The 13,174-nt window shown below is 65.0% G+C and carries 14 protein-coding genes; 7 read left to right on the top strand and 7 right to left on the bottom strand.

Annotated features, from left to right (window positions below; translation table 11 throughout):
* Window positions 1-46: 46 nt before the first annotated feature.
* The 5 genes from ruvC to VGN62_RS09480 all read right to left on the bottom strand — a co-directional run bounded on the left by ruvC (window position 47) and on the right by VGN62_RS09480 (window position 2,287).
* The gene (ruvC, locus tag VGN62_RS09500) at window positions 47-520 is read right to left on the bottom strand and encodes a crossover junction endodeoxyribonuclease RuvC (RefSeq protein WP_327453240.1); all 474 of its coding nucleotides are present in this window, start codon (window positions 518-520) and stop codon (window positions 47-49) included.
* Window positions 517-1,263, bottom strand: coding sequence for a YebC/PmpR family DNA-binding transcriptional regulator (locus tag VGN62_RS09495; RefSeq protein WP_327453108.1), 747 nt, complete (start codon window positions 1,261-1,263; stop codon window positions 517-519). Before VGN62_RS09495 ends, ruvC begins: the two co-directional genes overlap by 4 nt.
* 57 nt (window positions 1,264-1,320) lie before the next feature.
* Window positions 1,321-1,638: a YbjQ family protein gene (locus VGN62_RS09490; protein WP_327453106.1), complete on the bottom strand. Its 318-nt coding sequence runs from the start codon at window positions 1,636-1,638 to the stop codon at window positions 1,321-1,323.
* A gap of 21 nt (window positions 1,639-1,659) precedes the next feature.
* Complete coding sequence (locus tag VGN62_RS09485; RefSeq protein WP_192648455.1) at window positions 1,660-1,902, bottom strand: DUF2312 domain-containing protein; 243 nt, start codon at window positions 1,900-1,902, stop codon at window positions 1,660-1,662.
* A gap of 64 nt (window positions 1,903-1,966) precedes the next feature.
* Window positions 1,967-2,287 (bottom strand): DUF1244 domain-containing protein, encoded by a 321-nt coding sequence (locus VGN62_RS09480; RefSeq protein WP_327453099.1) that lies wholly within the window; start codon window positions 2,285-2,287, stop codon window positions 1,967-1,969.
* A gap of 122 nt (window positions 2,288-2,409) precedes the next feature.
* On the opposite strand from VGN62_RS09480, the gene pyk reads away from it, so the two are divergent.
* From pyk to VGN62_RS09445, 7 genes are all read left to right on the top strand, one after another.
* A complete protein-coding gene (gene pyk, locus VGN62_RS09475; protein WP_327453097.1) occupies window positions 2,410-3,864 on the top strand; it encodes a pyruvate kinase in 1,455 nt (484 codons plus the stop codon).
* A 328-nt stretch (window positions 3,865-4,192) separates the two neighbouring features.
* Window positions 4,193-4,966, top strand: a complete 774-nt coding sequence (locus VGN62_RS09470) for an arginyltransferase (protein WP_327453095.1) — start codon at window positions 4,193-4,195, stop codon at window positions 4,964-4,966.
* A gap of 92 nt (window positions 4,967-5,058) precedes the next feature.
* Window positions 5,059-5,448, top strand: a complete 390-nt coding sequence (locus VGN62_RS09465; RefSeq protein ID WP_327453093.1) for a DUF3060 domain-containing protein — start codon at window positions 5,059-5,061, stop codon at window positions 5,446-5,448.
* 248 nt (window positions 5,449-5,696) lie between these two features.
* On the top strand, window positions 5,697-8,132 hold the full coding sequence (locus VGN62_RS09460; RefSeq protein ID WP_327453091.1) for an NAD(P)-binding domain-containing protein: 2,436 nt from the start codon (window positions 5,697-5,699) through the stop codon (window positions 8,130-8,132).
* Window positions 8,132-9,013 (top strand): hypothetical protein, encoded by an 882-nt coding sequence (locus VGN62_RS09455; RefSeq protein ID WP_327453089.1) that lies wholly within the window; start codon window positions 8,132-8,134, stop codon window positions 9,011-9,013. Before VGN62_RS09460 ends, VGN62_RS09455 begins: the two co-directional genes overlap by 1 nt.
* 16 nt (window positions 9,014-9,029) lie before the next feature.
* Entirely contained in the window at window positions 9,030-10,964 is a 1,935-nt protein-coding gene (locus VGN62_RS09450) for a cytochrome C (RefSeq protein ID WP_327453087.1), read from the top strand.
* Between the two features lie 43 nt (window positions 10,965-11,007).
* Entirely contained in the window at window positions 11,008-11,856 is an 849-nt protein-coding gene (locus VGN62_RS09445; RefSeq protein ID WP_327453085.1) for a metallophosphoesterase, read from the top strand.
* On the opposite strand, the gene VGN62_RS09440 is transcribed toward VGN62_RS09445, so the two are convergent.
* Window positions 11,853-12,797: a D-2-hydroxyacid dehydrogenase gene (locus VGN62_RS09440; protein WP_327453083.1), complete on the bottom strand. Its 945-nt coding sequence runs from the start codon at window positions 12,795-12,797 to the stop codon at window positions 11,853-11,855. The genes VGN62_RS09445 and VGN62_RS09440 overlap by 4 nt on opposite strands.
* A 7-nt stretch (window positions 12,798-12,804) precedes the next feature.
* Complete coding sequence (locus tag VGN62_RS09435; RefSeq protein ID WP_327453081.1) at window positions 12,805-13,161, bottom strand: hypothetical protein; 357 nt, start codon at window positions 13,159-13,161, stop codon at window positions 12,805-12,807.
* Between the last annotated feature and the right edge of the window lie 13 nt (window positions 13,162-13,174).

Below are 13,174 nucleotides of genomic sequence, written 5' to 3'. Positions count from 1 at the left end.
GCGCGGGGAGAACGAAAAGGGAATCAATTTCCCTCGATGACGGTGTTCAGACTCGCGGCCGATGGTTCGCGTGGCAGATCGCGACCGCGAGCGCATCCGCCGCATCGGCGCCCGCGACCTTCGCGCCGGGCAGCAGGACGCGGAGCATCGCCTGCACCTGTTCCTTCGCCGCGCCGCCGGTGCCGACGATCGCCTTCTTGACGAGCCGCGGGGCATATTCGGTCACCGCCAACCCGCCGCGCGCGCAGCCGAGCAACACCACGCCGCGCGCGTGCGCGAGCTTCAGCGTCGATTGCGGATTGTCGTTGACGAAGACTTCCTCGACCGCCGCGCAAGCGGGGGCATGATCGACGATCACCGCCGCGAGCACGGTGTCGAGATAAGCGAGCCGGTCGGGCAGCGAAGCCTTCGCGTCGGTTTTCACCTGCCCGTTGGCGATGTGGCTGATCCGGCTGCCCTCGACGCGGATGACGCCCCAGCCGGTACAACTGAGCGAGGGGTCGAGACCCAGGATGATCAGCCGAGCTTCTCCATCACCGCATCGGGGATTTCGTAATTGCCCCACACGGTCTGGACATCGTCGTCGTCGTCGAGCGTATCGATCAGCTTGAACAAAGTCTGCGCCAGCGCCTCGTCGGCGACTTCGCTCTTGAGCGTCGGACGCCATGCGAGCTTCACGCCCTCGGCTTCGCCGAGCTTTGCTTCGAGCGCCTTCGCGACTTCGTGCAAGGAATCGACGCTGGTCCAGATGTCGTGACCGTCCTCGGACGATTCGACGTCGTCGGCGCCCGCGTCGAGCGCGGCTTCGAACACGGTGTCGGCATCGCCGGCACCCGCGCCATAGCTGATCATGCCGAGACGGTCGAAACCGTGGCTGACGCTACCCGAGGTTCCGAGGTTGCCGCCGTTCTTCGAGAAGGCGGTGCGGACGTTCGTCGCGGTGCGGTTGCGATTGTCGGTCAGCGCCTCGACGATCAGCGATACGCCGCCGGGGCCATAGCCTTCGTAGCGGATTTCTTCGTAATTATCGCCGTCGTTGCCCGCCGCCTTGTCGATCGCGCGCTGGATATTGTCCTTCGGCATCGACTGCGCCTTGGCAGCGTTCACCGCAGCGCGCAGGCGTGCGTTCGCGTCGGGATCTGGCAGCCCCATCTTCGCCGCAACGGTGATTTCGCGGCTCAGCTTCGAAAAGAGGCTGCTGCGCTTTTTGTCCTGCGCACCCTTGCGGTGCATGATGTTCTTGAATTTACTATGGCCGGCCACTTGCGGTTCCCGATCGATGAAATGAATGTGGCGCCGCCACTAGCGCGAAGCGAGGTTTCAGACAACCACGGCGGTTCCCGACGCGCTGACCATCAGCATCGAGCCGTTCTGGCCGAGCACCTCATAATCGAGATCGACGCCGATCACCGCATTGCCGCCGAGGCGCGCCGCTTCGGCTTCCATCTCGGAGATCGCTTCCTTGCGCGCGCGGGCGAGGACATCCTCATATTTGCCCGAGCGGCCGCCGACGATGTCGGTGATCGACGCGAACAGGTCGCGGAACAGGTTCGCGCCGACGATCACCTCGCCGGTGACGATGCCCAGATATTCGCGGACCGGACGGCCCTCGACATTGTTGGTGGTGGTGCTGAACATCGTCACTCTCCCTCGTGGTTTTTAGTCGATTCCGAGCGCCGATTTATAGACGTCGAGGATCGCTTCCATTTCCTTGCGGTCGTGGACCGGCAGTTTGCGCAGGCGCACGATCTGGCGCATGATCTTCGGGTCGTAGCCGTTGCTCTTGGCTTCGTTATAGGTGTCGCGGATGTCGTCGGCGATGCCCTTTTTCTCTTCTTCCAGACGCTCGATACGCTCGATGAAAAGACGCAGCTGTTCGTCGGACACGGTGGCTTCGCTCATTTTATACTCCGCTCAGATTGGATGATTGCGTGGCGAGAATCGCCTCGGCGCCCGATTAGCGGGGTCAGGGATTCTTGGCCATGCTTTCTTCCATCCGCGCGAGCTGTTCGGGGGTCGCGGCGACGTGGAAGCGCGCTTTCCACTCCGCGGTGGGCATGCCGTGGACGATCGCGCGGCCCGCTTCCTTGTCCATGTCCGCGGCCTCTGCGATCCAGTCGCCAAGGCAGTTGCGGCAAAATCCGGCGAGCCCCATCAGGTCGATGTTCGCCGCGTCGCTGCGATGCTGGAGCAGGCGAACGAGGCGGCGGAACGCCGCGGCGGCGGCGGCATCGTCGAGCGCGTCGAGCGCATTATTGGAATTCGGCTGATCGTCGCTGCAGGACATGGCTACTCCCTTTGATTGAATAGCTATACGGTTGTTGCCTTCATCGCATCAAGGCGGCATTGCCCTAGCGTCCATCGCATCAAGGCGGCATTGCCCTAGCGTCCCCTGTCATCGGAGCATTTGTGGTTCAGAGCTTTACCCCCCGCCAGCGCAAGGTGCGCATCCTGGCGACCCTTGGCCCCGCAAGCGCCAACCCGGAGATGATCGCGGAGTTGCACCGCGCGGGCGCCGACGCCTTTCGCGTCAATATGAGTCATGGCGACCACGCCGGCCATGCGAAGGTGATCGCGGCGATCCGCGCGCTCGAAAAGGACACCGGCCGCCCGACGACGATCCTCGTCGACCTGCAGGGGCCGAAATTGCGCGTCGGCACGTTCCGGGATGGCCCCGCCGAACTGGTGAAGGGCGAGGCCTTCACGCTCGACACCGACAAGGCACCCGGCGACGCGACGCGCGTCCACCTGCCGCACCCCGAACTCTTCGCCGCGCTCGAACCCGACACGCGCCTGCTGATCGACGACGGCAAGCTGGTGCTGCGCGTCAAGAGCGTCGCGTCCGACCGGATCGAAACGGTGGTCGAGGTCGGCGGCAAGATTTCGGACCGCAAGGGCGTCAACGTCCCCGACGTCGTCGTGCCGCTCGCCGCACTGACCGAAAAGGACCGCAAGGACCTGACCTTCGCGCTCGAACAGCATGTCGACTGGATCGCGCTGTCGTTCGTGCAGCGGCCCGAGGATGTCGCCGAGGCGCGGCGGCTGATCGGCGGCAAGGCGGCGTTGCTCGTGAAATTCGAAAAGCCGTCGGGGGTGCAGCGGATCGAGGAAATCCTCGAGCTCGCCGACGCGGCGATGGTCGCGCGCGGCGACCTGGGGGTCGAACTTCCCCCCGAGGCCGTGCCGCCGCTCCAGAAAAAGATCGTCGCGACCGCGCGCCGGATGGGCAAGCCCGTCGTCGTTGCGACGCAAATGCTCGAATCGATGATCGTCTCGCCCTCGCCGACGCGCGCCGAAGTGTCCGACGTCGCGACCGCCGTCTATGACGGCGCCGATGCGATCATGCTGTCGGCCGAGACCGCGGCGGGCGCCTGGCCGGTCGAGGCCGTGACGATGATGGACAGCATCGCGCGTTCGGTCGAAAGCGACCCCGATTATTATCGCCGCCTCCACTTCACCGAGACGGCACCCGACGCGACGACCGCCGATGCCCTCGCCGAGGCAGCCGGTACGATCATCCAGACGATCGCCGCCGACGCGATCATCTGTTTCACCGCATCGGGTTCGACCGCACGCCGCGTCGCGCGCGAACGGCCGGGCGCGCCCTTGCTCGTCCTGACGCCCAAGAAGGAAGCGGCGCGGCGCATGGGCCTGCTCTGGGGCGCGCATGCGGTGCCGACCAAGGATATCGGCAGCTTCGAAGAGATGATCGCCAAGGGCAAGCGCATGGCGCTGCGCCACGGCATCTGCAAGTCGGGCGCGAAGCTCGTCATGATGGCGGGGGTGCCGTTCGGTACCCCGGGGTCGACGAACGTGCTGCACGTCGCGACGCTGACCGGCGACGAGCTGCGCGGGTATAGCTGATCAACATTCCTCCCTGTGCCGAAGGCATGAGGAGGTGGCAGCGCGAAGCGCTGACGGAGGGGCTATTGCGTGATGTTGCTGCCCCTCCACCACCGCTTCGCGGCGGTCCCCCTCCCCACGGCTTCGCCGCAGGGAGGATCAAGATCGATTCAAATCGGCACAAGAGTTACCGGCTGATTCACAAAATTTCGGGGTTGATTCAGAACGGGACGTCCTAAAATGGTAAATGCGCTTTGCACCATTGACGCCGCGCGGCATAGTTGGTGCAAGTAGCGCGTCGGACCCGCGTCGGGGGGCTCCGCATCGCCAGTCCGGAGGTTGTTTTCGCGTGTCCGCACCGTTCCGTTTTCCGCGCTTTTTTGTCACCAGCCCGGCGCCTTGTCCCTATCTGGCGGGCAAGACCGAGCGCAAGGTGTTCACCGAGCTCAGCGGCAACACGGCGAACGAACTGAACGACGCGCTCGGCCGCATCGGCTTTCGCCGCAGCCAGTCGGTTGCCTATCGTCCGAGCTGCGCCGATTGTTCGGCGTGCGTGTCGGTGCGCGTCTGCGCGGGCGAGTTTACCCCGAGCAATTCGCAGAAACGCAACATCCGGCGCAACGGCGACCTCGTCGCCACCGCGTGCAAGCCATGGGCGACCGAAGAGCAATATGCGCTGCTCCGCTCCTATCTGGGCTCACGCCATCCGAACGGTGGCATGGCCGACATGGACGAGCAGGATTTCGCCGACATGGTCGAACAGACCCCGGTCGATAGCTATATGATCGAATATCGCGAGCCGACGACCGACGGCACCAAGGGGCGCCTCGTCGGTTGCTGCCTGACCGACCGGCAGGGCGACGGGCTGTCGATGATCTACAGCTTCTTCGACGCGGGCCATCCGCTGCGCGAGGGACTCGGTACCTATATCATCGCCGACCATGTCCAGCGCGCCGCGCGTGCCGGACTTCCTTACGTGTATCTCGGCTACTGGATCGAAGGGTCGGCGCGCATGGCTTACAAGGCACGCTTCCGCCCGCTCGAACGGCTCGGTCCCGATGGCTGGTCGCGCTTCGAACCGACCCAGCCCGAGCGCATCGCGGCGATGTTCGAGCTCGCCTGACGGTTCGCCAGCGTTGGCTGGTTGACGAGGCGCTTTTCGCAGGCCATTGAACCCTAAGGGGATTTTCGAGGCGGGGAACATAGGAGATGGCCTTGTTCCAAACTTGTGGCGCCGAAAAATTCCTGCTTTCGACCTTTGCTGCCGGGCTCGCCGTTGCCGCCTCACCGCTCGCGGCGCAGCCGCGTCAGGGCGCGGGAACGCGCGACGGCGCGTCGATCAACGGCGTCGACCAGGCACATCAGATCGATTGCGAAGGGCGCCCGGCCGAGGTTTCGGGTTCGGGCAATCGCATCGACTTCGTCGGCGATTGCCCCGGTCTGACGGTCAATGGCGTCGACAACCAGATCAGCATAATTTTGCCGCCCGGCGCCGACCTTCGTGTTTCGGGTGTCGACAATGTCGTAAGCTGGCGGATCCGCGGCAACGGCAAGCCGCGCATTTCGGTTCAGGGTGTCGACAATCAGGTGCGCCCCTTGCGTTAGCGAAAGTGGCGCCAGCCCGCACAAATCCGCCTAATTGCGAACGTCTCGCAACGGCCAGATTCTCGCCGCCACCGGTTGACCTTTCCTCGCTTTCAAGGGCATAGCTTTGCGCCGAGGACATAAGTCCGGGTCGCATCCGTTATGATTTCGCCGGGGGGCTGGCGACAGGGGGAAAGGATGCCCGTGCGCGCGTTCAGCATCACGGTCAGCGATGGCAGGTGCGGCTTTTGCCGCGCGGTGGCGCGCGCATGAGCGAGCCGGTCAAGGTTGCGATCATCGGATCGGGGCCCGCGGGGCTCAGCGCCGCGTCGCGCGCCGGGCAGCTCGGGCTCAGCCACATATTGCTCGAAAAGACCGACCACCTGTCGGACACCATCTTCAAATATCAAAAAGGCAAGCGCGTCCTCGCGACGCCCGAACGGCTCGACCTGCGATCCGACTGCCGTTTTGCCGAGGGTGCGCGCGAATATATCCTCGGTAACTGGGACGAGGACGCCGCGAACAACAAGGTGAATGTGGCGTATCACGCCGAGGTCGCCGAAGTGACGGGTGAGAAGGGCGCCTTTGCGATCAAGACGGCGAAGGGTGAGGTTTACACGGCAGAGAATATCGTGCTCGCGATCGGTACGCAGGGCAATCCGAACCGGATGCGCTGCGAAGGCGCGGACATGCCGCACATCATCTATCAGGTCGACGATCCCGAGGATTTCAAGGACAAGCATATCACCGTCGTCGGGTCGGGCGACGCGGGGATCGAAAATGCGCTCGGCGTCGCCGAGGAAGCGCTCGAAAACACCGTCACCATCCTCAACCGCTCGAAGGATTTCGCGCGCGCCAAGGCGAAGAATGTCGCCGACATGATGGAGGCGGGCGAGAATGGCTTCATGTCGATCCGCACCGAGACGCAGCCCAAGAAGGTCGAACCCGGCTGGCTGACGCTCGAAACCCCGACGGGCGAAGAGCGGATCGAATGCGACGTGATCGTCGCGCGCCTCGGATCGGTCGCGCCGCGCGGCTTCGTCGAATCGATGGGGATCGAGTTTACCGGCCCCGACCGCGAGGCCTTCCCGAAGCTGTCGCCGACCTTTGAATCGACCGTTCCCGGCATTTTCGTGATCGGCGCGCTCGCGGGTTATCCGCTGATCAAGCATTGCATGAACCAGGGCTATGACGTCGTCGAGTTCTTGGGCGGCAACACCGGCCTGACCCCGGCGGACGAAAAGGATCTGGCGGCGATCTTCGCCGATCTGCCGCAAAAGAAGATGGTCAGCGAATGGCTCGAATATCTGCGCACCCGCATCAGCATCTTCGCCGACGTGTCGCCCCTGCAGATGCGCGAATTCATGCTCGATTCGAAGGTCGCCTTTTATCGCAAGGGCGACATCGTGTTCGAGAAAGGCGAGCCGGGATCGTCGCTGTTCGCGATCGCCGACGGCTTTGCCGAGGTCGAGGTCGGCCCCGGCGTCACCGTGCCGATCGAACAGGGGTCGATTTTTGGCGAGGTCGGCCTGATTTCGGGGCGCAAGCGCGGCGCGACGATCCGCGCGGGCGAAGACGGCATTTTCGTCGAAGTGTCGCGCACGGCGGCGCTCAAGCTGATGGCTGCGGTGCCCGGCGCGAAGCGCGTGATCAACCGCATCTCGCTCGAACGGCAATTGCTCCAGATTTTCAAGGGCGGACTGACCGTCGAGGATCTCGGTCCCGTCGTCGATACGGCCGAGGTCGAGCGCGTGCCCGCGGGCAAGGTCGTGCTGACCGAGGGCGAGCAGGGCGACGATGTCTATGTTATCCGGTCGGGATCGATGGTCGTCGAGAAGGATATCGGCGGCAAGCCGATCTTCCTGCGCTATCTGCCCGCTGGCAGCTTCTTTGGCGAAATGGGCGTGCTGAGCGGCGCGCCGCGCAACGCCACGGTCAAGGCGGCGGTTGGCGCCGAACTGATCAAGCTGACCGGCGAAAGTTTTCGCAAGATGCTCGCCGCGCGGCCGCAGGTGCGTGAGGCGACCGAGGCCGCGGTCGCCGAACGCGCGCAGATGAACAGCTTCATCGAATCGCGCAAGGCGAGCTATTCGAGCGCGGTCGATCTGTATTCGGACACCGCGAGCTTCATCATGAAGGAAGGGCTCGGCGAGGCGACCGACGCGCTGCTGATCGACGAGAATCTGTGCGTCGGCTGCGACAATTGCGAGAAAGCGTGCGCCGACAGCCACGAGGGGCTGTCGCGGCTCGACCGCGAGGCGGGCAAGACCTTTGCGCACCTGCACGTGCCGACGAGCTGCCGCCACTGCGAGCATCCGCACTGCATGGCCGACTGCCCGCCGAACGTCATCCACCGCGGCCCCGATGGCGAGGTGTTCATGGAACCCGGCTGCATCGGCTGCGGCAACTGCATGCGCAACTGTCCCTATGGCGTGATCCGCATGGAGGCCGCACCACCGGAGAAGCCGAGCCTGCTGCGCTGGCTGCTCACCGGCTTCGGCCCCGGTCCGGGCGAGCCGTCGCCCAAATGGACCAAGAAGCAGTTGGGCGACGAAAAGCCCAAGAAGATCGCGGTCAAATGCGACATGTGCAAGGGCATCTCGGGCGGCCCGGCGTGCGTGCGGGCGTGTCCGACGGGTGCCGCGATCCGCGTCTCGCCTGAAGAATTCCTGTCGATCGCGCGGCTCGAAGAGGATGCCGGCTGATGGCGAGCCTGTTTCAACGCCGCCGGTCGAAGGCGACCCAGACCGAGCGCGTCCGTGAGCGCAAGCATGAAGGGTTCCTGCGCTACGCGGGTTTCCGTTGGGCGAAGATCTCGGGCGCGCTCTGCCTGTTGATCATCGTGAGCTACGCCTTGGTCGACGTGACGCCGCGGCACAATGGCGGCAGCTGGTACGGCTATACACTCGGCACGATCGGTGCGGCGCTCATCCTGTGGCTCACCGCAATGGGCTATCGCAAACGCAAGATGACGAGCGATTACTGGTCGCTGAAGGCGTGGACCTCGGCGCATGTCTATCTCGGGCTCAGCCTGATCGTCATCGGTACCTGGCACACCGGGTTCCAGCTCGGGTGGAATGTCCACACGCTCGCGTGGGCGCTGATGATGCTCGTGATCCTGTCGGGACTCTATGGCGTCATCGCCTATGCGACCCTACCCGCGGCGCTTTCGAACAACCGCGACGAGATGACGCAGATGCAGATGCTCGAGGCGATCCGCGCCTTCGATCGCCAGCTGCACAGCGCGGCGCAACCGCTGACGCCCGCCGACACCGCGCCGGTGCTCGCAGCGCTCGACGAAGATCCGTTCGCGGGCGGCATCGGCGCGCGATTGTCGGGCCGCTATCCGAATTGCGCGACTGCGGCGGCGCTGCGCACGCTGTCGGTCTCGCACGAAAGCGACCGCGAGGCGCGCGAGAAGGTCGTCGGGCTGCTCAAGCAAAAGGAAGCCGCACTGACGCGGCTGCGGCGGCATCTACGCATCCGCGCGCTGCTCGAAATCTGGCTCTATGTGCATGTGCCGCTGACCTTTGCGCTGATCGCGGCGCTGTCGGCGCACATCATCAGCGTCTTTTTCTACTGGTAAGGCGGGGAGGGGGATCATGAGCTTCATCCTGCGCCGCATCTCGACGACGAAGACGGGCAAGCAGATCATCCGCGACCAGGCGCTGCCGGGCGACACGATCACGCTCGGCCGCGAGGGCGGCAACACGATCCACGTCGCCGATCTTGCGGTGAACCCGCATCATGCGACGATCAGCAGCGCCGACGGCCGGACCGTGCGCGTCGCGGCGAACGAGGGGCTGGGGTTCGACCTCAACGGCCGCAGCGAAACCGTCGCCGACATCGACAGTGGCTCGGGTGGCGAGCTGCGTTTCGGCGGCCACCGGCTGACGATCGCGCGCGAGGGCGACAATATCATCCTGCTCGTCGAGCGGATCGACGAGCTGTCGCAATCGTCGAAGGACGTCGACGAGGTCAAGGCCTTCTCGCTGCAAGGCGTGATGCTCGGCAAGCGCATGGGGGCGTGGCTGTTCGCGGCGGTGATGCTGCTCGCTTTCCTGATCGGGCCGATCTGGGCTTGGTACAGCTACAAGAATGTGAACGAACGCCCTGACGGCTATCATGCCGACAGCGCCTGGCTGTCGGGGCCGCTGTCGAGTGCGCACGCCAGCCTGAAAAACGATTGCCAGTCGTGCCATGTCGAACCCTTCGTCGCGGTGACCGACAAGGCGTGCGTCGGCTGCCACACCGGCGAGCACAAGGCGATGAGCATGGCGCACGCCAATGCGCCGACCGCGATGCTGCTCGCTGCGCGCCATCCGCCGGGTGTCGGTGAACGCATCCTCGATGGCTTTGCCAAGACCTTCAACAAGCCGCAGGGGCGCTGTGTCGAGTGCCATACCGAGCATGAAGGCGCGGGACCGATGCCCGCGACGCCGCAGAAATTCTGCGCCGATTGCCACGACGGCATGTCGGCGCGGCTCAAGGCCGCGGGCCACCCGACGACGCTCGCCGACGCTGCCGATTTCGGCACGAGCCATCCCGAATTCCGTCCGCTCGTGCGGTCGGCGCCGGGCGCGAAGCCGGTGCGCACCACGCTGGCTAAGGGGACGGTCGATTACAACGGCCTGAAATTCCCGCACGACATGCACTTGCAGGCGACCGGCGGGGTCGCGCGCATGGCGGCGAGCTTCCGCGGCCGCTATGATTTCGGCAAGAAACTCGAATGTGCGAACTGCCACCGCGTCGAAGCCGACGGGGTGCGCGTCAAGCCGGTCGAGATGGAACGCGACTGCGCGATGTGCCACAGCCTCGCGTTCGAGACCGTGGGCGGCGTGACGCGCACGCTGCGTCATGGCGAACCCGACCAGGTCGTCGCCGATCTCACCGCTTATTATCGCTCGACCCCGCCCGCGCGGCCGCTCCAGCTCGGCGGGATGCAGCGGCGGCGCCCCGGCGCCTATGCCGAGGGGCAGGTCTACAATATCTATTTCAACGAAGTCGCGGCGCGGCCGTCGCGCGCGCAGGATGCCGTGCGCGCGGTCTTTTCGAAGGGCGGCGCCTGTTATGACTGCCATACGATTTTCGCCCCGCAGGCGGGAACCGGCTGGCGCGTCGCCTCAGTGACCCAGACGCCGCGCTACCTGCAGAAGGGCTGGTTCGACCATGACGCGCACAAGGAAACCGAATGCGCCGATTGCCACACCGCCGCGCCCGCGTCGAAGGCGTCGACCGATCTCCTCGTCCCCGGGGTGCGCCAGTGCCGCGACTGCCATGTCGGCGAGGGCGGGGCGCGGGTGGTGAAGGTCGAGACCGCGACCGAATCGCCCTGCGCGATGTGCCACGAATATCATTCGGACGGTGGGAAACCGTGGATGCCGCCGCGAAAAACCAAGAAAAACACCGCTGCAATCACAAATAAACCTCTTGCTGCTAGCTATGGTGTGAGCATGATCACAGGAACCGGGGGGCGGGGCCTTTACGATGTGACGTGGCGCACACCTCCCTTGCACGGGGCAAGGCGGGGCGGGTGAAGTTTTATGGGCCGGGACCAGCCGGCCGGAACGGGGGACGGATATGCTGATCGCACAGATCACCGATATCCATATCGGGTTCGATCCGGACAATCCGGCCGAATATAACCGCAAGCGCCTCGACGAGGTGCTCGACGTGCTGATCGAGGGGCCGAACCGCCCCGACCTGCTGCTCGCGACCGGCGACATCACCGATCGCGGCGACGACGACAGCTATCGCCGCCTCGTGACTGCCTTTTCGCGCTGCCCCTTTCCCGTGTGGCCCAGCGTCGGCAACCACGACCTGCGCGATAATTTCCACGCGCGCTTTCCCGGCTTCGACGACGGCAACGGGTTCGTCCAGTACACGATCGAACTGCCCGAGCTGCGGCTGGTGACGGTCGATACGCTCGAGGAAGGGCGCCATGGCGGTGCTTTCTGCGACCGGCGCGCCGCGTGGCTCGACGCCGAACTGGCAAAGGACAGCGCCAAGCCGACCTATATCGTCATGCACCACCCGCCGGTCGAAAGCGGGATCGAGTGGATGAACACCGACCCCGACGAACCGTGGGTCGCGACCTTCACCGACGTCGTGCGGCGGCATCCGCAGGTCCGCGGGCTGATCTGCGGCCACCTTCATCGCAGCGTGACCGTGGCGTGGGAGGGGCGGACGATTGCGATCTGCTCGTCGACCGCACCGCAAGTGTCGCTCGACCTTCGCCCGATCGACGAGAATCATCCCGACGACCGGCCGATGATCGTCGCCGAAGATCCCGCCTATGCGCTCCACCGCTGGAACGGGCGCGAGCTCGTCAGCTTCTACGACCATGCCGGCGCGCACACGATGCTCGCCAAATATGACGAGCGGCTGCAGCCGTTGGTGCGCGAGTTGAAGGCCGAGCGGCCGCGTTAATAGCCTAGCGTCAGATCGACGCGCGGCTCGACGGCCTCGCCCTTTTTCCAGCGATCGAGATTCTCCAGGAAGCGCTGCGCCGAACGGATGAACATCTTGTCCTGCGCGCGGCCCGACAGGTGCATCGTGATATGCGCATTGTCGAGGCTCCACAGCGGGTCGTCCGACGGGAGCGGTTCGGGGGTCGTGACGTCGAGGAAGGCAGACGCGATCTGCTGGCTATCGAGCGCTGCGACGAGCGCGTCCTGATCGACGACGCTGCCGCGCGCGATATTGATCAGCGTCGCGGTCGGCTTCATCGCCGCGAATTCGGCGGCGCCGATCATGCCGTCGGTTTCGGGCGTCGCGGGGACCGCGAGGATCACCCAGTCGAAATCGCCGAGCTGCGCGCGCCACTGGTCGGGCGTGAGCGTGTTCGGCCCCTGTGAGCGGCGCACGACGGTAACATCGACTGCGAAACCTTTCAGTCGCTCCTCGATCAGCTTGCCGATCGCGCCATAGCCGAGCAGCAGCGCCTTCGAGCCGAACAGTTCGACCTTGCCCGGCGAGTCCATCAGCCATTCGCGGCGTTCCTGCGCGCGCACGACATCGCGATACCCCTTGGCGACGGTCAGCATTCCCATCACGACATATTCGGCGATGGTGATCGCGTTGATCCCCGCGCCATTGGTTACCACCGTGCCGCGCTGGTGGAGCAGGTCGAGCGGCATGCCGTCGACCCCGGCGTAGATCGAGTTCAGCCATTTGAGCTGCGTCGCCGCGGTGATGACGGCGGCCATATCCTTCTTGTCGTACATGTCGAACCAGCCGATTTCGGCCGCGGGCGCGAGTTCGAGCGCTTCTTCCTTCGACGCAAAGAAGCGCGGTTCGACCCAGTCGGGCAGGCGGTTTTCGACAAGCGGCCGGATCAGGCCCGACAGGACGGTGACGGTCTTGGTCATGATATTCCTACTGCTGAAATGCGTGCCAGCCCGCCCAGGCCAGCGGGACGAGGCCGATCAGGTCGACGAGCGCGATGGTGCCGAGCTGCGCGGGGCGGCCATATGACTGGTAGAGAAAGAGGAAGCTGAGCATCGAGATTGCGGCGAGCAATGTCGCGAGCTTGCGTCCGCCGGGGTCGAACGCCGCCCAGACGCAGGCGACGAGCACCGCGAAGAACAGCGCCGCGCGGTGATGCATGAGCAGGAAGAGCGGACTGTCGGGCCGAACGCCGTAAAGCCGCGTGATCAGCGCCGGCCGGAACAGGGCCAGCGCCGGGATCAGGTGGACAAGACCGACAAGGAGCCAGCAGATCAGTTGCGACATGCAACGAGGCTAG

The sequence above is a fragment of the Sphingopyxis sp. genome (genome assembly GCF_035998905.1).
Taxonomy (GTDB): domain Bacteria; phylum Pseudomonadota; class Alphaproteobacteria; order Sphingomonadales; family Sphingomonadaceae; genus Sphingopyxis.
The sequence above is the reverse complement of the archived record's forward strand: the minus strand, read 5'-3'. Positions and strand labels throughout refer to the sequence as shown.